The following is a 16,990-nucleotide window of genomic DNA, read 5'->3' on the forward strand; positions in this document are numbered from 1 at the left end:
ATCGCAAATGCGAGGCGTTCGCAAACCTGCTTTTCCGGCTTCCTTTTTCAGCCCTGGAGACTGCGCAGGAAGCGGCTGCGGGCTGTGGCGCCTGCCATGAGCATGGTGTGGTCCGAACCGCTCAAGAGGAAGCGCGCGCCGAGCTTGATGTAGGCGGCGGCGTGGGTCTCGTCGTAGACGCCGCCCATGCCGAGGGTCTTGCCCGACGCTTGGCAGGCCCTCGCCACGGTTTCGTAGGCCGCGCGCACGTCCGGGTGGCCGATCTGCCCGGCGATGCCCATCGAAGCCGTGAGGTCGGAAGTGCCGATCAGCAGCACGTCCACGCCGGGCACCGCCGCGATGGCGGCGGCGTTGCGCACCGCCTCCGGCGTTTCGACCATGCAGGCGACGAGGATCTCGCGGTTCAGCTCCGCCTGCGCCTCGGCCGGCGGAGGCGCTTGCAGGCCGTAGGCGAAGGGGGGGCCGCCCCAGGAGCGGTGGCCGGCGGGCGGGAAGCGGTAGGCGGCGGCCACCCCCCGCGCCTCCTCGGCCGTGTCCACGTGCGGCACGACGACGCCCATGGCGCCGTTGTCGAGCGCGCGCGTGCCCTCGTGGAGCGCGTCCTTGCAGCAGCGGACGACGGGGGTGATCCCCTGGCCGAGCGCGGCAATGGAGATCTGCGTCGCTTCCTGCACGGACATGGCGCCGTGCTCCATGTCGATGAACAGCCAGTCGTAGCCGGCGGCCGCCGCCAGCATCCCGACCGCCGCGCCGCGGAGGTGATGCACGCCGAAGCCGAGCGCGAGTTCGCCGCGCGACAGGCGTTCGCGCGCGTGGTTGATGCCGATCGGCATGGCGCTTCCTCGCTTGTTCCCTTGCGGGGCGAGGGCACCACGCGGCCTCCCGGGGGTCAACCGGGCCGGGCGCGCGGCGGAACGCGTCGCCGCTACAGCCGGTCCGCCGGCGGCGGTTCCTCCCCGAACCAGCTCTTCTCCATCATCGCCTTCGCGGCGGTCGCGCCTTGCGCGTCGCCGCGCGCTTCCGCCGCCCGCAACAGGCCCGCCGTCGCCCAGCCGTTGTTGGGCGTGCGCTTCAGCGCTTCGCGGAAGGCGGCCTCCGCTTCCGCGTGCTTGCCCTGCGCCAGCAGCGCCGCGCCGAGCGACTGGTGGACCGGGTAGTACCAGAAGGGCGGTTCCATGTAGGGCAGCCCGTCCTGCGTCGCGGCCGCTTCGGCGTAGAGGCGGGCGGCGGCGGCGTGGTCGCCGGCGGCCTGCGCCGCCCGCGCCTCCACCACCCGCCTCGCGATGCCGAGCACATCGGGCGCCGGCACGCCCTCCGCGGGCAGCGCCGCGACGGCGGGCGCCCCCTCCAGCCGCGCGATGGCCGCCGCCTCGGCCCGCGCCTCCGCGACGCGCCCGAGCCGCGCCAACGCCTCGCCGCGGGCGTAGTGCCAATGGGCGCGGATGAACGGGAACTCCTCGGCCGGCGCGGGGAGCGCCAGCACCGCTTCGGGCGGGGAGAAGCGGGCGTGCGCCACGAAGGGCGCCGAGGCGATCGGCTGGGTCAGCGCGGGGAAGGCGCGCTTCGCGTCCTCCGGGATGAGGGTGGCCAAGCGCGTCGCCGCCTCCACCGCCGTCGGCCCATCGCCGCCCATCATGGCGGAGGCCAGGACGAAGTGGACGTTGTGCGCGAAGTAGCCGCCGGCGTAGAGCGGGCTGGCGCCGCCGCGGGCGAGTTGCGCCTCGTCGGCCGCGACCGCGCGGCGGTTCGCCTCCAGGCTCTCCTTCCACAGGCCGAGGCGGTACCAGATGTGCGCCGGCATGTGGACTATGTGCCCGGCCGCGGGCATCAGCGCCTCCAGCCGCGCCGCGTGCGGCGCCGCGCGCCCCGGCCGGTCGGACGCCTCGACGGTGTGGATGTAGAGGTGGATCGCGCCGGGGTGCAGCGGGTTGGGCGCGATCGGCGAGGGCCGGTCGCCCAGCACGCCTTCGAGCAGCGCGACGATCCGTTCCGCGGCGCCCTTCGGCTTCCGGCCGCTGTCCTCCCAATAGTCCCAAGGGCTCAGGTTCATCAGCGCGTCGGCGGTCAGCACCGCGATCTCCGGGTCGGCGGGCCAGCGCGCCTGCACGGCCTCCATCGCCTCGGCGTAGGCGCGGTCGAGCGCCTTGCGGTCGGCGTTCGGGTCGGCCGAGTAGCGCTTGGACAGCGCCTCGATCAGCGCCGCCCGCGTTTCGCCGGCCTTGGGCGCGAGTTGGCGGGCGCGCTCCAGCGCCGCGACGGCGCGGCGGTTGGCGTCCTCCTCCATGACGAAGTTGATGTGCGGGCCGAGCACCCAGGCCTCGCCCCACAGGCACATGGCGCAATTGGGGTCGAGTCGCTGGGCCGCCCGGAAGGCGCGGGCCGCCTCGGCGTGGTTGAAGCCCCAGGCGAAGCGGTAGCCCTGGTCGAAGAAGGCCTGGGCCTCGGCGTTCGCGGTGCCGGCCGGCCAGCTCAGCTTGCCCAGTTTGTCGAGCAGCGGCGGCGGCTCGTCGCTGGTCGGCGCCGCGGCGCCGCGCGGCAGGTTGGGGATGGAGCCGCCGAGTTCGGTGCGGCGGCTGGGCGCGGGGGCGACGCCGGCCGGGGCGGGCGCGGTCGCGGCGGGCCCGACGTGGTGGGCGCCGTGTTCGGCGGCCGTGGGCGGCGGCTGCGCGCCGGTTTGCGCCTGGACCAAGTTGAGGCGCGGCCGGTGGTGGTCGGCGTGCGATTGCGCCGAGGCAAGGGTCGCCGCCGGGCCGGCCGTAGCAAAGGCGGCGCCGGCGAGCAGGAAGGACCGGAAAGCCTGTGATTGCCGGCGCGCGGAGCTGCTGAGCGTCATCGGAGGAGTTCCGTTCCCGTGGATGGGCGGATGCGGGCCCGGTCTCGATTGCGGGACGGGGGGCGCCGAATGGCTGGCGCGCGGACCGCCGGTCGGAACCCGATCGGGCGAGGCGCCGCGGCGGCCACATGGGGCGTGGCCCCGCGGCCCCGGGTCGCGCTCCGTCGGGCTTCCTGGGCCGTTTCCGTACGGCCGGTGGTCATGCGTCACCCCCTTCCGGTGTGAGGCACGGTGGGCACGCTTCCGCACGGGCATCATAAGCGAGGCGCGGCTGAAACCGCCACGGTTCTGTTGCCGGCAACGGCCGCACGGGAGCCTGAGCGCAGCCGGTCCCCGGGCGCCGCCTCCAGCCGCGGAGGCCTGCCACCCCGCGCCCTTGTGCTACGATACGGCCCCATGTCCCTCGCCCGCAGCCCCGCGCCGACGACCGTGGCCGAGTTCCTCGCCTGGGAGGAAAGGCAGGAACTGCGCTGGGAATACGACGGCTTCGCCCCGGTGGCCATGACCGGCGGCACCGTGGCGCATGACACCATCCAGTCGAATCTCGTGATCGCCTTGGGCAACCGGCTGCGGGGAACGCCGTGCCGGGTCCACGGCAGCAACCTGAAAATCGAAGTCGCGGGGCGCGTCCGCTACCCGGACGTCTTCGTGGCCTGCACGCCATTCAATCCGCGCGAAACCGTGCGGCGCGATCCTGTTGTCGTGTTCGAGGTGCTCAGCTCGGGTACGGCCAGGACCGACCGCGTCGAGAAGATGCACGAGTATTGGGAAACGCCCAGCATCCAACGCTACGTCCTGATCGAACAGGACGCGGTCAGCGCGATGGCGTTCACGCGGGGCGAAGAAAGCTGGTCCGGGCGCGTGTTGTGGCCCGGCAGCGTCCTGGCCTTGCCGGAGATCGGAATCGAGCTGCCGCTCGACGAGCTGTACGAGGGCCTGGACCCGGCCGCGCTGCGCGACCCGCCGCCCCCGCCCGAGTAGCGCCCGGTCAATCCGCCGCTTCGGCCGCGCTCCCCTTCTCCACCAGGTTCATCAGGTTCTCCAGCCGGTCCGCCTCGCCCGCCGGCTTGTCCTTCCTGATCCGCAGGATGCGCGGGAAGCGCAGCGCCACGCCGCTCTTGTGGCGGTTGGAGAGCTGCGCGGCGTCGAACACCACCTCCAGCACCAGCGACTTCTCCACCTCCCGCACCGGGCCGAAGCGCGAGACGGTGTGGTTGCGTATCCAGCGGTCGAGCCAGACCAGCTCCTGGTCCGTGTAGCCCGAGTACGCCTTGCCGACCGGCACCAGCTCCTCGCCGCCGTTCCCGTCGGGGCGCCACAGGCCGAAGGTGTAGTCGCTGTAGAAGGACGAGCGCTTCCCGTGGCCGCGCTGCGCGTACATCATCACCGCGTCCACCGAGAGCGGGTCGCGCTTCCACTTCCACCAGAAGCCCTTCTGCCGCCCGGCGACGTAGGGGCTGTCCGCGCGCTTCAGCATCAGCCCCTCGATGGAGGCGGCGCGGGCGCCGGCCCGGATTTCCGCGAGCTGCGCGAAGGAGGCGAAGGCGATGGGCGCCGAAAGGTCCATGCGGGCCGGCTTCGCGCGCTCCACCCACTCCTCCAGCCGCCGCCGGCGCTCGTCGAAGGGCAGCGGGCGCAGGTCGTCCCCGCCGTCGAACAGCAGGTCGTAGAGCCGCACGCCGACCGGGAAGTCGCGCTGCATCTTCGGCGTCACCGCCTTGCGGTTCAGCCGCTGCTGGAGGTCCGCGAAGGGCGCCACGGCGCCGCCCTCGCGGACCACCAGCAACTCGCCGTCCAGCACGGCGTGGAAGTCCATCTCCTCCACGATCTCGGGGAAGGCGCCGGAGACGTCCTCGCCGCCGCGGCTCCAGATGCGCCGGCCGCGCGGCCCGGCGGTGAGCTGCACGCGGATGCCGTCCCACTTCCACTCCGCCCGCCACTCGGACGGGTCGAGCTTGGCGACGTCGGCGTCCTCCAGCGGGTGCGCCAGCATCAGCGGCCGGAACACCGGGGCGTCGCGCGGGTCCGGGCGCTCCGCCTTGCCTTCCAGCCAGCGGAACAGCGGCAGGTAAGGCGGGGCGACGCCGTGCCAGACCTCTTCGATCTCCTCCACCGGCTTGCCGGCCCAATCCGCGAGCGCCAGCCGCGTAAGGCGCGCCGAGGCGCCGACGCGCAGCTCGCCGGTGAGCAGCTTGATGAGGGCGTAGCGCCCGCTCGCGTCCAAGGTGTCAAGCCAGCCGGCGATCAGCGCCGGCAGCTCGGCCTTGGGCGTGACCTCCAGCGTTTCGACCACTTCGGAGAGGTCGGGCGGCGGCGCGTTCACCCCTTCCCGCTCGGGCCAGATCAGCGCCACCGTCTCGGCGAGGTCGCCCACGTAGTCGTGGGAGAGCGCCAGCAGCACGGGGTCGGTGAGGGCGGCGACCAAGCCCTTCACCAGCGCCGGCTTGGCGGCGGTGAAGACCAGCTCGTCCGTCAGCGCCGCGAGGCCGAGGCCGCGCTCCGGGTCCGGCTGGGTCTCGAACCAGCGCCGCAGCAGCGCGACCTTGGCGTTGCGGCCGGGGGTGAAGACCAGCCGTTCCAGCAGGTCGGCGAAGGCCGGGACGCTCAAGCCGTGGCGCCTTCGGCCGCCGCGGCGTGCTCCCCGGCATCCCCGCCGCCGCCCGGCGCCGCGTCCTCCTCGTCGTCGCCGAGGCCGATCAGGTGCAGCGCCCGGCCGCGGATGCCGCGCCCGGCCATGGCGTGGATCAGCGCGTCGTCGCGCCCGTGCGTCACCCACACCTCGGGCGCGCCCACCTCGTCCACCGTGCGGTTCAGCTCAGCCCAGTCGGCGTGGTCGCTGATGACGAGCGGCAGCTCCACGCCGCGCAGCCGCGCCCGCTGGCGCACCCGCATCCAGCCCGACGCGACCGCAACCACCGGCTCCGCCAGCCGCCGCGCCCAGCGGTCGGCGACGGCCGAGGGCGGCGCCAGCACGATCGCGCCGCGCAGCGCCGCCTTCTCGGCCACCGTCGCCGGCCGGAGGTCGCCGAGCCTGACGCCCAACTCCTCGTACAACCGGCACAGGCCCATCAGCGCGCCGTGGAGGTGGATCGGCCGGTCCCACCCGGCTTCCCGCAGCAGCGCGATCAGCCGCTGGCACTTGCCGAGCGCGTAGCAGCCGACGACGTGGGTGCGCTCCGGGAACAGCGCCACCGAGCGCAGCAGCTTGGCGACCTCGCCGTCGGCCGGCGGGTGGCGGAAGATCGGCAGGCCGAAGGTCGCCTCGGTCACGAACACGTCGCAGGGCACCGGCTCGAAGGGCGCGCAGGTCGGGTCGCGCGCCCGCTTGTAGTCGCCGGACACCACCACCCGGCTGCCCTTCCACTCCAAGCACACCTGCGCCGAGCCGAGCACGTGCCCGGCCGGCGCCAGCCGGATGCGCACGCCGTTGTGCGTCACCTCCTCGCCGGGGCGGATCGGCTGTTGGCTCTCGCCCGCGCGCCCCTCGCCCATGCGCGCCCGCATGATCGCGAGCGTCTCGGGCGTCGCCAGCACGGCGCGGTGGCCGGGGCGCGCGTGGTCGGCGTGGCCGTGGGTGACGACCGCGCGCTCCACCGGCCGCACCGGGTCCACCGTGAAGCCGCCGGGCAGGCAGTGCAGCCCCTCGGGCGTGACCCGGAGCCAGGTTTCGGGATGCGGCGGCGGCATTGGCAGAATGTTTTCCTTCGGCATCGCCATCTGTGGCCGCCGCGCAAAGGATCAAGCCTGCCCGCTTTCCGGCTGCAACCCGGGCGCCTTTCGCGCGTCAGGCGTGTGCGGTCGCGCAACGGCCCGCTCGAGCACGACCCTCAGGCGCCGGCGGCGCTCTGGCGGGCGCCTGCCCGGCGGCCCCCCGGCCCGCGTTGGAGGATGGACGTGGAGCGCCGGCAGCCCCCCACGGCGGACGAAGCACCTGTGATGGTGTGGCGCGCGGGCGCCGGCCGGTCCGTGGACTACGTCAACCAGGCTTGGCTGGACTTCACCGGCAAATCCTTCCGCGAGGAAACGGGGCTGGCCTGGACGAGGCACGTCCACCCGGAGGACCTCGCCCGCCTCCTGTCCGTGTACGCGGAGGCCTACGCCGAACGGCGCGAATTCTCGTCCGAGTACCGGCTGCAACGCCACGACGGCGCGTGGCGGTGGATGCTGGACCGGGGCCGCCCGTGCTACGAGAACGGCGTGTTCGCCGGCTACGTGGGCTCTTGCACCGACACCTCCGACATGAAGGCGGCCCTGGAGGAGCGGCAGCGGAGCGTCGCCCAGCAGGAGCACCTGCTCCTGGAGCTGAACCACCGGGTGAAGAACAACGCCCAGGCGACCGCGTCCTTCCTCACGCTCCAGGCGAACCGCGCGACCGACCCCGGCGTGGCGCTGGCGCTGCGGCGGGCCGCGACGCGCGTGATGCTCTCCACCCTGATCCAGGACCGGATGTTCCGCGCCGGCGCCGAGGACGGCGTCGAGATCGGCGAGGAACTGGAGGCCGTGGCGCGCTCCGCGCTGGAGATCACGGGCCGCACCGGCTTGACGCTGGAGGTCTCGCGGAACGGCAGCTTCGTGCTGCCGGTCTCGCGGGCGTCGCTCCTGGCGCTGATCGTGAACGAGCTGATGGTCAACGCCGCCGTACACGCCTTCCCGCAAAGCCGGGAGGGCCGCGTGCGCTTGGCCGTGCGGAATCCCGAGCCCGGGTTCGCCGAGGTCGTGGTGGAGGACAACGGCGTAGGCCTGCCCGAAGCGCCGGACCAGCCCGCGGCCGAGGGCAGGCTCGGGCTGCACCTGGCGCCCAGGCTGGCGCAGCAGGCGCAGGCGACCTTGCAACTCCATTCCGACGGCGCGGGGACGCGGGCGACGCTGCGGTTCCCGGTGGGGTGACGGCGGCGGACCCGCTCTCCGTTGCGTGTCGCCAGGACCTGCCATGCGGCGATCGCCCGCGGCGGAGGGCGCTTGCCGGCCCACCTGACGCGCGAGGCGCGGGCGACGGATGCCGGCGCGACGCCGGGGAAAAACGGGGCGATGCGGTACAGGGTGGAATGCGAGTTGGGCTACGAGGTCCTGGCCTCGGGCGGCGCGCCGTTCGTGTTCAACATCGAAGCCCAGCGCGGGCCGGGCCAGGAGGTGGTCGAGGAGGAACTGACCCTGTCGCAGGATCTCCCCTTCGACCGCTTCACCATGCCGGAAAGCGGGAACCGCTACTTCCGGGTCCTCGCGGGGCGCGGCGGGCTGACGGTGCGGTATCGGGCGGTCGTGGACCTCGCCCCGCGCCGGGCCGCGCCCGCGTCCGTACGGGAGATGCCGGTCGGCCGCGTGCCGCTGGAGGTGCTCACCCACCTCTACCCGAGCCGCTACGCGGAGTCGGACCTGCTCCAGCGCTTCGCGCGAAGGGAGTTCGGCCACCTGCCGCCCGGCCACGGCCGCGTGGCCGCGGTCTGCAACTGGCTCCATGACAACATCGAGTACGCCGCTGGCAGCAGCGACGAGCACACCTCGGCGCGCGACACGCTGTTGCAGCGCCGGGGCGTGTGCCGCGACTTCGCCCACCTCGCCATCGCCTTCTGCCGCGCCCTCGGCATCCCGGCCCGCTTCGTGAGCGCCTACGCCTGGCGCTTGTCGCCGCCCGATTTCCACGCGGTGGTCGAGGCGTGGCTGGAAGGCCCGGAGGGCGGCGCCTGGTTCCTGTTCGACCCGACCAGGAAGGCCGCCGCGGACGGGCTGGTGCGCATCGGCGTGGGCCGCGATGCCGCCGAGGTGGCGTTCTGCTCGCCCTGGGGCGCGGCGGAGTGCGGCGTGCCCAAGGTGGGCATCCAGGCGCTGGACCGCCCCGGCGACGCCGCGTCGACGACGGAAGCGGTGACGGTCGCCGCCGCCTGAGGGCAGGCCGGGCGGCGGCGGGTCCGAGGCCCGCACGGTCCCGTGCGTCCCGGGCTGGAACGGCTTGGGCCCGGCCGGTATATGCTCCCCATGGGAACATTGCCGGAACCCTTCGCCGGGTGGTTCGCCGCCCGCGGCTGGGCGCCGCGACCGCACCAGATGGCTTTGGTGGACGCGGCGGAAGCGGGCCGGTCGGTTTTGCTGGTCGCGCCGACCGGCGGCGGCAAGACCTTGGCGGGGTTCCTCCCCAGCTTGATCGACCTCCACCGTGCCCCGAGGCCGGACGGGGCCGGGGCGCTGCACACGCTCTACGTCTCGCCGCTGAAGGCGCTGGCGGTGGACATCGCGCGCAACCTCGACGCGCCCGTGTCGGAGATGGGCTTGCCCGTCCGCATCGAGACGCGCACCGGCGACACGCCGCAGAACCGCCGCGCCCGCCAACGCGCCGCGCCGCCCAACATGCTGCTGACCACGCCGGAGAGCCTGGCGCTGCTGCTCTCCCAGCCGGAGGCGGGCGCCTTCTTCGGGGGCTTGCGTGCCGCGGTGGTGGACGAGGTCCACGCCCTCGCCGGCACCAAGCGCGGCGACCAGCTCGCCCTCTGCCTGTCGCGCCTGGCCACGCTGGCGCCGGACGCGCGGCGGGTCGGGCTCTCGGCCACCGTGGCGCACCCGGACCCCTTGCGCGCCTTCCTGTCGGCGGACGGCGCGCCGGGTGGCGTGGAGCTTGTGCAAGTGCGCGGCGGCGCGGCGCCGGAGCTGTCCGTCATGCTGCCGGAGGGGCACCTGCCCTGGGGCGGGCACATGGGCCTTGCCTCCATGCCGGAGGTGTACCGGCGCATCCAGGGGGCGGGTGTCACCATTGTCTTCGTCAACACCCGCGCGCAGGCCGAGTTGTGCTTCCAGGCGCTGTGGCGGCTGAACGACGACAACCTGCCGATCGCGCTGCACCACGGCAGCCTCACGGTGGAGCAGCGGCGCAAGGTCGAGGCGGCGATGGCCTCCGGCAAGCTGCGCGCCGTGGTCGCCACCGCCTCGCTCGACCTCGGCATCGACTGGGGCAGCGTCGATCAGGTCGTGCAGGTGGGGGCGCCGAAGGGCGTGGCGCGGCTGCTCCAGCGGGTGGGCCGCGCGAACCACCGCATGGACGAGCCGTCCCGCGCCGTGCTGGTGCCGGCCAACCGCTTCGAGGTGGTGGAGTGCCTCGCCTCCCTGGAAGCGGTGAAAGCCGAGGAGCTGGACGGCGACCCACCCCGCCCCGGCGGCCTGGACGTGCTGGCGCAGCACATCATGGCCGCCGCCTGCCACGCGCCCTTCCGGCCGGACGGCCTCTACGCCGAGGTGGCGCGCTGCGGCCCCTACGCCGGCCTCTCGCGCCGGGACTTCGACGACACGCTCCGCTTCGTGGAGGACGGCGGCTACGCGCTCCGCAACTACGACCGCTGGCGGCGGCTGTTCCGCGACGCGGAGGGCTTGGTCCACGTGCGGGACGGGCGGGCTGCGCGGCAGCTCCGGATGAACCTCGGCACCATCGTGGACAGCCCGATGCTCAAGGTGCGGCTGCGCGGCGGGCCGGTGCTGGGCGAGGTGGAGGAGTGGTTCGCCTCCACGCTCCAGGCCGGCGACTGCTTCATGTTCGCCGGCCAGACGCTCCGCTTCGAGGCGCTGGACGCCATGACCTGCGTGGTCACGCGCGGCGGCGAGGGCGATCCGCGGGTGCCCACCTACGCCGGCTCCCGCCTGCCGCTCTCGACCTGGCTGGCGGCGCGGGTGCGAGACATCCTCCACGACCCCGCGCGATGGAAGGCGCTGCCGGCGCCGGTGCGGCAATGGCTCCGGATGCAGGAGCGGCGCTCCGCCCTGCCGGCGCCGGACGGCCTCCTGGTGGAGACCTTCCCGCGCGGCGGGCGCTGGTTCCTGGTGGCCTACTGCTTCGAGGGGCGGCTGGCGCACCAGACGCTCGGGATGCTGGTGACGCGGCGGATGGAGCGCGCCGGGCACGGGCCGCTCGGCTACTTGGCTACGGACTACGTGTTGGCCGTTTGGTCGGCCTTCGAGCCGTCGGGCATGGACGAACTCTTTTCCGAGGACATCTTGGGCGAGGACCTGGAGGAGTGGATGGCCGAGTCCTCCATGCTCCGCCGCACCTTCCGCAACATCGCCACCATCGCGGGGCTGATCGAGAAGAACCACCCGGGCCAGGAGAAGTCGGGCCGCCAGATGACCATGAACGCCGACCTGATCTACGACGTGCTCCGCAAGCACGAGCCCGACCACGTGCTGCTCCGCGCCACCCGCCAGGAAGCGGCGGGCGGGCTGACCGACGTGTCGCGCATCGCCCTGGTCCTGGCACGCGCCAAGGGCCGCATACGGCACATGCGCCTCGACCGCGTCTCGCCGCTCGCCGTTCCGGCCCTGATCGAGGAAGGGCGCGAATGGGTGGCCGGCGGCGCCGAGGATGCGCTGCTCGCCGAGGCCGCGGCGCTGGTGGACGAGGCGACGGACGGCGACGAAGTTTTCGCCGAGACCTTGGCGCAGGTGACGGAAGGCGTGCGCGTGCGCGCCGGCGTGGTGGACCGCCCGCGCCACCGGGACCGCGGGCGCCGCGACCGCGCATCCCGCGCCGCGCCCAAGAGCCTGACCCGCGCGTGACCGCATCGGGGCGCCTCCGCGCGGACGACGGCTCGGCTCCGCCGGGTGGGTGCCGGCGGTCGAAACCGCGCGGCGCCGCGCCTCCCCTTTGACCCCGCCCCGCATCCAGAGCCCCGCATGACCCCTGCCCCCGTGCATTTCGGCGGCGAGCGGCTGATGCTCGACCCCGCCGGCGTGCTGTTCTGGCCCTCGCGCCGGCTGCTCTGCGCCTCCGACCTCCACTTGGAGAAGGGCAGCCACTTCGCCGCCGGCGGGCGGGGGTTCGTGCCGCCCTACGACACGCGGGAGACGCTCGGCCGGTTGCGCCTCGCCCTGTCGCGCTGGCGGCCGGAGCGGCTCGTGCTGCTGGGCGACAGCTTCCACGACGCGCGCGGGGCGCTGCGCCTGCAGGCCGACGACGCGGCGGCCTTGCGGCGGCTGCTGGACGGCTTGGAGGTGGTCTGGGTGCTCGGCAATCACGACCCGGAGCCGCCGCAAGGGATGCCGGGCGCCCCTGCCCACGAGTGGCGGGACGGCGCCTTCGCCTTCCGGCACCAAGCGCTGCCGGACGCCGTTTCGGGCGTCGAAGTTTCGGGGCACTTCCACCCCAAGGCGACGGTGCCGACGCGCGCCGGCGGCGTCACCCGGCCGTGCTTCGTGGCGGACGCGCGCCGGTTGTTGATGCCGGCCTTCGGCGCGTACACGGGCGGGCTGGACGCGGGCGACCCGGCGGTTTCGGGGCTGTTCCCGCGCGGGGCGCGGTTGTTCCTGCTCGGGCGGGACCGGTTGTTCAGCATGCCCGCCCGGCGCCGCCCCCCGCCGCCTCCGGCCGATCCCCTCCGCGGCCGGGCGGTCGCGCCCACATAGGGGGAATGACCGAAGCCCGTCCCGCCCTGGTCTGGTTCCGCCAGGACCTCCGCCTCTCCGACAACCCCGCCCTCCACGCCGCCGCCGGGCGGCCCCTCCTCCCGGTGTACGTCCTCGACGACGAGGCCGCCGGGCAGTGGGCCTTGGGCGGCGCGTCCCGGTGGTGGCTGCACCATTCCTTGGCGGCGCTCCGGGCGGATCTGGCGGAGCGCCGCCTGCCGCTGGTGCTGGCGCGCGGGCGGGCGGAGGCGGTGGTGCCGGCCTTGGCCGAGGGCGTGGGCGCGTCCGAGGTGTTCGCCGGGCGGGCGCACGAACCCTGGGCGCGCGAGGCCGACCGGCGCGTGGCCGAGGCGCTGGGTGCCGCCGGGCGGGCGCTGCGCCTGTTCGCCTCCGCGACCTTGCGGGCGCCAGCGGAGATCGCCACCGGCGAGGGCCGGCCCTATTCCATGTACGCGCCCTTCGCCAAGGCGGCGCTGAAGCTCGGCCCGCCGGGCGATCCGCTGCCGGTGCCGGAGGGGCTGCATCCGGTGTCCTCTCCACCGGGGGGCGAGGCGCTGGAAGCGTTGCGGTTGCTGCCGCAAGCGCCGGTGCCGGACTGGGCGGAGGAGTTCGGCACGCTGTGGCGGCCCGGCGAGGCGGGGGCGCGGGAGCGGCTCGAACGCTTCTTGTTGCGCCCCCTCGCCGACTACTCGGCGGCGCGGAACGACCCGGGCATCGAGGGATCGTCCGGGCTGTCTGCGCACCTGCACTGGGGCGAGGTTTCGGCGCGGCAGGTGTGGCACGCGGCGCTGGCGACCGCGGAGGACGACCTGGAGCGGGCGCGGCCGTTCCTCGGCGAGATCCTGTGGCGCGAGTTCTCCTTGCACCTCCTTTGGCACCGGCCGGACATGGTGGAGGCGCCGCTGCGTCCGGCCTACGAGCGGTTCCCTTACGCACCCGACGCGGGGCTGCTGCGGGCGTGGAAGCGGGGCCGGACCGGGTACCCGATCGTGGACGCCGGGATGCGGCAGCTCTGGCGCTTCGGGTGGATGCACAACCGGGTGCGGATGGTCACGGCGAGCTTCCTGGTGAAGCACCTGCTCCAGCCTTGGCAAGAGGGCGCCGCCTGGTTCTGGGACACGCTGGTGGACGCCGACGCAGGCAACAACAGCGTGTCCTGGCAGTGGATCGCCGGCAGCGGGCTGGACGCCGCGCCCTACTTCCGCGTGTTCAACCCGGTGGCGCAGGGCGAGAAGTTCGACCCGGCCGGGCGGTACGTGCGGCGGTTCGTGCCGGAGCTGGCGCGGCTTCCGGACAAATACATCCACCGCCCCTGGGAGGCGCCGGAGGCGGTGCTGCGCGGGGCGGGCGTGGCGCTCGGCCACGACTACCCGCGGCCCGTGGTCGAGCACGCGGAAGGGCGGAAGCGGGCGCTCGACGCCTTCGCCGCCATGCGCCGGGAGGCGGCCGCGGCGTGAGCTTGTCGCAGGCGAGGGACGATCTGCGCGCCCGCGGCTTCCGGGGGCTGCGCGTGGTGGGCGACGTGCACGGCGACGCCAGGGCCTTCGCCTACGCCATCCGCGGGGCGGAGGCCGAGGACCTGTTCGTGCTCCAGCTCGGCGACCTGACGGATTACGGGCCGGACAGCCCGGAAGCGCTGCGGCTCGCTTTCGCGCTGCTGGACGGGGGTCGCGGGCGCTTCCTGCTCGGCAACCACGACCACAAGCTGCACCGCGCCCTGTCCGGCGGGCGGGTGCGGGTGGCGGAGGGGCTGGGCCGGACGTTGGCGCAGTTGGAGGAGGCGCCGGACGGCGAGGCGCTGGCGCGGCGCGCGGTGGAGGAGATCGCGCGCGCGCCGGCTTGGCTGGCGCTCGGCGATTGGGGCTTCGTTCATGGCGGCTGGCACGTCGCGATGCGGCACCAGACGCCGCCCCCGGACGCGGGGGCGCGGAAGCCGGACCAGTTGCTGTCGCGCGCGCTGTACGGGCAGGTGACGGGGCGGATGCAGCCGGACGGGTATCCGGAGCGGCTGCACGGCTGGGTGGACCGCATCCCGGCGGGCTTCGCCGTGTATTGCGGGCACGAGCGGCGCTCGACGGACGGGCGCCCTTACCGGCAGCGCGGGGCGGGCGGCGGCGAGGCGGTGTTCATGGACACGGGCGCCGGCAAGGGCGGGCACCTGTCCTGGGTGGACCTGGCTTGGTGACGGCCGGGCGCCGGGCCGGGGCGCGGGGCGGTCCGCCGGCGGCGACCGGCTCGGCATTGGGGAAGCGGCGTTTTGCGCGATTCGGACTAATGGCCGCTCCCCTCGGAGCGGGTCGCGCATTGGGGGGCGACCGGAGTCGCGGCGCCGCGTTTTGCGCGTTCCGGACAAATGCCCTCCCCACCCAGGCAGGTCGCGCGGTGCGGGGGCGCGGCCGTGGCCGCGGCGCGCGTTTTGCGCGTTTCGGACGAAATCCGCGCTCGCCGGGGTTGGGCGCGTGCCGCGAACGACGGGGCCGTGGCCGCGGCGTGTGTTTCGCGCGATCGGGACGAAATGGCCGCCAGCCTCGGGGGCGCGCCTCGTGGGTGCGCCGGGCTGGGTCGTTTGGTCGTGGAGTTCGGACGCATGGCTTCCACCCCAGGCTCGTGGCACACGGCTCCGCGGCCGCCCGCGCGGCGCGCGGGTATCTAGGAATATCATCCTTTTTCGTTCCTGTTTTGTCAAGAACGGCGCAGACGCGGCCCGGTGGAGAGACTATGCTGGCCGCGGGCGGTTCGGGACGGAGAAGGCGCGGATGACGGCGCTGCGGAAACCGGCGGGCGCGGACATGACGGTGGCGGAGTTCCGCGAGTGGGAGCCGGAGGAGCACCCGGAGCGGCGGTGGCAGCTCTTCGACGGCGAACCCGTGTCCATGGCGCCGGCGAGCCCGAACCACCAGCGCATCCACGCGGAGGCCACGATCCTCCTCGGGGTTCACCTGCGCGAGCGGCGGCCGGAATGCGCGGTGCTGGTGGCGCCGGGCGTGGTGCCGCGCGTCCGGTCGGCCATCAACCATCGTGTCCCGGACCTCGGCGTGACGTGCGCGCCGCTCGCGTCGGGCGGGGAGGTCGGCACCGATCCGGTGCTGCTCGTGGAGATACTCCCGCCGTCCAACGAGCGGCTGACGCGGGCGAACGTGTGGGCCTACACCACCATACCCAGCGTCGCGGAGATCCTGCTGCTCGGCGGCGTCCGGGTGGAGGCCGAGGTGTTGCGGCGCGGGGCGGACGGGAGCTGGCCGGAGGCGCCGGTGTTCCTCGACGCGGAGGACGAGCTGGAACTCGCCTCGATCGGGTTCCGGGCGCCGCTGCGGAGCTTCTATCGGACCACGGACCTCCTGGCGGCGCGGCGGTGAGGGCGGCAGCCGTTACGCCCTCGCGGGCGGCGCGGCGGTGAGGAATTCGACCAGCAGGCGGTTCACCCGCTCCGGCTCCTCGTGCTGCACCCAATGCGTCGCGCCCGGCAGGTGGAAGGCTTCGCCGCGGTCGCAGAGCGCGAGGCCGGCTTCGACCAAACGGGGGTCGAGGAAGGGGTCGCGGTCGCCCCAGACCACGCGGAGCGGGACGCGGATGCGTGGAGGGCGCGGCGGCGGGCCGTGGCGCGCGAGGGCGCGGTACCAGTTCAGCATGGCGGTGAGCGCGCCGGGGCGGGCCCAGGCGTCGCGGTAGCGGCGGAGGTCGTCTGCCGAGAAGGCGCCGGGGCGGGCGCTGCGGGCCAGGGAGGCGCGTAGCCAGGCGAAGTCCCCGGCGCCGAGCGTCCATTCGGGCAGCGTCGGCGCTTGGAAGAAGGCGGCGTACCAGCTCCGCAGCATTTGCGAGGGGCGGGCGCGCATGAAGGGGCGCACCGTCGCGGGGTGTGGGCCGTTGAGCACGGCGGCGCGCTCCACGCGCTCCGGGTTCCGGCCGGCGAGGTGCCACGCGACCACGGCGCCCCAGTCGTGGCCGACCACGGCGAAGCGCCCGCGGCCGAGGGCGCCGGCGAGGCCGAGGACGTCGTCGGCGAGGGTGTCGAGGGCGTAGGCCGCCGTGCCGGGCGGCTTGTCGGAGAGGTTGTAGCCGCGCTGGTCGGGCGCGATGACGCGCAGGCCGGCGGCGGCGAGCGGGCCGATCTGGCGGCGCCAGCCGTACCAGAACTCGGGGAAGCCGTGCAGGAGCAGGACCAGCGGCCCGTCCGGCGGGCCGGCGGCGGCGGCGTGGAGTTCGACGCCGTTGGTCCGCAGCCGGAGGAACTCGACGTACGGCGTCCGGTGAGTGTCGTCCATGTCTGTCCTGATGCTGCCGCACCATGGCGCATCGCGCGGGGCGGCGGCGGGGTTTCCTCGCGGCGTGGAGGAGCGCGGTGCCGGGGGCGGCGGAACGCTCTCGGCACGCGCGCCGAGGAGCCGGCCGCCAGCGTCCCGGCCGCGCACGCTCCGGAACGGCCCGCGCGCCGGAGGGGCACAGCGGGGACGCGACGCGCCCGCGGGGCGGCCGGAGGTCTGGCCCGCGGTCCCATACCGCCGAGCCGGATGCCGACTTGCCGAGGTGGGCCGCGCCTCCGAGGGTCCGTTCGGCCGGAGGTGGCCCGCTTCACACTGCCCGGTGGTGGGTTAGGACACGGGTCGGCGGTGTGGATGCCGGCGTCCGTCGGCGTCGCGGGAAGCGCCGCCGCTGCGCGCGGGAGGGGCGCAGCAGACGCCACGGCGGAGGATTTTCGTTTCCGGGCGGCGCGGGCGGACAAATTTCGCGCAGGTTCCTCGAAAATCGGCGCGGGCCGCATCACAAGATCTCGCGCTCGTG

13 protein-coding genes are annotated in these 16,990 nt (G+C 74.3%); 8 read left to right on the forward strand and 5 right to left on the reverse strand.

What is annotated here, in order from left to right; genetic code table 11:
* Window positions 1-47 precede the first annotated feature (47 nt).
* A complete protein-coding gene (locus tag ABD067_RS04380) occupies window positions 48-833 on the reverse strand; it encodes an HpcH/HpaI aldolase family protein (RefSeq protein WP_343893944.1) in 786 nt (261 codons plus the stop codon).
* 92 nt (window positions 834-925) lie between these two features.
* Entirely contained in the window at window positions 926-2,833 is a 1,908-nt protein-coding gene (locus tag ABD067_RS04385) for a tetratricopeptide repeat protein (protein ID WP_343893945.1), read from the reverse strand.
* Between the two features lie 396 nt (window positions 2,834-3,229).
* Here ABD067_RS04385 and ABD067_RS04390 point away from each other — a divergent pair, with 396 nt between their 5' ends.
* The gene (locus tag ABD067_RS04390; protein ID WP_343893946.1) at window positions 3,230-3,814 is read left to right on the forward strand and encodes a Uma2 family endonuclease; all 585 of its coding nucleotides are present in this window, start codon (window positions 3,230-3,232) and stop codon (window positions 3,812-3,814) included.
* Between the two features lie 7 nt (window positions 3,815-3,821).
* Here ABD067_RS04390 and ABD067_RS04395 read toward each other — a convergent pair whose 3' ends face one another.
* Window positions 3,822-5,441 carry a cisplatin damage response ATP-dependent DNA ligase gene (locus tag ABD067_RS04395; RefSeq protein WP_343893947.1) on the reverse strand — a complete coding sequence of 540 codons (1,620 nt, stop codon included), beginning with the start codon at window positions 5,439-5,441 and terminating at the stop codon, window positions 3,822-3,824.
* On the reverse strand, window positions 5,438-6,520 hold the full coding sequence (locus ABD067_RS04400; protein ID WP_343893948.1) for a ligase-associated DNA damage response exonuclease: 1,083 nt from the start codon (window positions 6,518-6,520) through the stop codon (window positions 5,438-5,440). The genes ABD067_RS04395 and ABD067_RS04400 overlap by 4 nt, the downstream gene beginning before the upstream one ends.
* A 201-nt stretch (window positions 6,521-6,721) precedes the next feature.
* Here ABD067_RS04400 and ABD067_RS04405 point away from each other — a divergent pair, with 201 nt between their 5' ends.
* The 7 genes from ABD067_RS04405 to ABD067_RS04435 all read left to right on the forward strand — a co-directional run bounded on the left by ABD067_RS04405 (window position 6,722) and on the right by ABD067_RS04435 (window position 15,567).
* Complete coding sequence (locus ABD067_RS04405) at window positions 6,722-7,720, forward strand: sensor histidine kinase (RefSeq protein ID WP_343893949.1); 999 nt, start codon at window positions 6,722-6,724, stop codon at window positions 7,718-7,720.
* Between the two features lie 141 nt (window positions 7,721-7,861).
* Window positions 7,862-8,716, forward strand: coding sequence for a transglutaminase-like domain-containing protein (locus ABD067_RS04410; protein ID WP_343893950.1), 855 nt, complete (start codon window positions 7,862-7,864; stop codon window positions 8,714-8,716).
* 90 nt (window positions 8,717-8,806) lie between these two features.
* Window positions 8,807-11,365 (forward strand): ligase-associated DNA damage response DEXH box helicase, encoded by a 2,559-nt coding sequence (locus tag ABD067_RS04415; protein ID WP_343893951.1) that lies wholly within the window; start codon window positions 8,807-8,809, stop codon window positions 11,363-11,365.
* 117 nt (window positions 11,366-11,482) lie between these two features.
* Window positions 11,483-12,211, forward strand: coding sequence for a ligase-associated DNA damage response endonuclease PdeM (gene pdeM / locus ABD067_RS04420; protein WP_343893952.1), 729 nt, complete (start codon window positions 11,483-11,485; stop codon window positions 12,209-12,211).
* Window positions 12,212-12,216: 5 nt separating this feature from the next.
* Window positions 12,217-13,668 carry a cryptochrome/photolyase family protein gene (locus ABD067_RS04425; RefSeq protein WP_343893953.1) on the forward strand — a complete coding sequence of 484 codons (1,452 nt, stop codon included), beginning with the start codon at window positions 12,217-12,219 and terminating at the stop codon, window positions 13,666-13,668.
* Window positions 13,665-14,396, forward strand: coding sequence for a metallophosphoesterase (locus tag ABD067_RS04430; RefSeq protein ID WP_343893954.1), 732 nt, complete (start codon window positions 13,665-13,667; stop codon window positions 14,394-14,396). The genes ABD067_RS04425 and ABD067_RS04430 overlap by 4 nt, the downstream gene beginning before the upstream one ends.
* A gap of 571 nt (window positions 14,397-14,967) precedes the next feature.
* Window positions 14,968-15,567, forward strand: coding sequence for a Uma2 family endonuclease (locus ABD067_RS04435; protein ID WP_343893955.1), 600 nt, complete (start codon window positions 14,968-14,970; stop codon window positions 15,565-15,567).
* 12 nt (window positions 15,568-15,579) lie between these two features.
* Here ABD067_RS04435 and ABD067_RS04440 read toward each other — a convergent pair whose 3' ends face one another.
* Complete coding sequence (locus tag ABD067_RS04440; protein WP_343893956.1) at window positions 15,580-16,473, reverse strand: alpha/beta fold hydrolase; 894 nt, start codon at window positions 16,471-16,473, stop codon at window positions 15,580-15,582.
* Window positions 16,474-16,990 lie beyond the last annotated feature (517 nt).

The sequence above is a fragment of the Craurococcus roseus genome (assembly GCF_039523795.1).
GTDB lineage: Bacteria > Pseudomonadota > Alphaproteobacteria > Acetobacterales > Acetobacteraceae > Craurococcus > Craurococcus roseus.

Bases quoted from the DNA above. Each gene is read 5' to 3' on its own strand.
- ABD067_RS04405 (WP_343893949.1), top strand. From the start codon at position 6,722: ATGGACGTGGAGCGCCGGCAGCCCCCCACGGCGGACGAAGCACCTGTG.
- ABD067_RS04410 (WP_343893950.1), top strand. From the start codon at position 7,862: ATGCGGTACAGGGTGGAATGCGAGTTGGGCTACGAGGTCCTGGCCTCG.
- ABD067_RS04425 (WP_343893953.1), top strand. From the start codon at position 12,217: ATGACCGAAGCCCGTCCCGCCCTGGTCTGGTTCCGCCAGGACCTCCGC.
- ABD067_RS04400 (WP_343893948.1), bottom strand. From the start codon at position 6,520: ATGCCGCCGCCGCATCCCGAAACCTGGCTCCGGGTCACGCCCGAGGGG.
- ABD067_RS04380 (WP_343893944.1), bottom strand. From the start codon at position 833: ATGCCGATCGGCATCAACCACGCGCGCGAACGCCTGTCGCGCGGCGAA.
- pdeM (WP_343893952.1), top strand. From the start codon at position 11,483: ATGACCCCTGCCCCCGTGCATTTCGGCGGCGAGCGGCTGATGCTCGAC.
- ABD067_RS04385 (WP_343893945.1), bottom strand. From the start codon at position 2,833: ATGACGCTCAGCAGCTCCGCGCGCCGGCAATCACAGGCTTTCCGGTCC.
- ABD067_RS04435 (WP_343893955.1), top strand. From the start codon at position 14,968: ATGACGGCGCTGCGGAAACCGGCGGGCGCGGACATGACGGTGGCGGAG.
- ABD067_RS04415 (WP_343893951.1), top strand. From the start codon at position 8,807: ATGGGAACATTGCCGGAACCCTTCGCCGGGTGGTTCGCCGCCCGCGGC.
- ABD067_RS04390 (WP_343893946.1), top strand. From the start codon at position 3,230: ATGTCCCTCGCCCGCAGCCCCGCGCCGACGACCGTGGCCGAGTTCCTC.
- ABD067_RS04440 (WP_343893956.1), bottom strand. From the start codon at position 16,473: ATGGACGACACTCACCGGACGCCGTACGTCGAGTTCCTCCGGCTGCGG.